General features: G+C 27.0%; 1 pseudogene. It reads right to left on the reverse strand.

Annotated features, from left to right (window positions below):
- Window positions 1–84: pseudogene (locus IDG60_RS27330) on the reverse strand (DNA-3-methyladenine glycosylase); the annotation flags it as partial.
- Between the last annotated feature and the right edge of the window lie 428 nt (window positions 85–512).

Raw genomic sequence — 512 nt, forward strand, 5'->3', positions numbered from 1 at the left:
CGTTTGAGTGGTATCCTGATAAATCACTTTGACACCTAATAAGTTTTTAGCAATTTGTCTTGTATCATTATTAACGAAATCCATAATATTCTCCTCGCAATTATATGATTAAATTAAATAAAAATGATAAAGATATTTTTATTGTGGTAAATGTTTGATAAAATAGTATTGTTAAGAATTATAAAAATGTAAAGTATATACTTTGTTATGGAATATTTTATTTGCAGAGATTGAGACTCTTTTAAACGTGAACATTGCAGTGTGACATATTTTTAGTATAGTTAACGAAGCGTTGACTTTCAAATGAGTCTCCATATAGATGTGTACTTGTAGCGGGTTTTCATTTTACTAGTGATGAAATATAAAGTTCATTTTCCAAAGTGATTGACGATTGAAATGAAGTGGCTTGATAATGAATCTTGTAAATTATAACGGTAACAATAATTAAAAATATAAATATGATTAACGAAAGGGAGATTACAATGGAACAATTACCTCAAGTAGGTTTTATG

It is taken from the genome of Staphylococcus sp. EG-SA-2 (assembly GCF_017152085.1).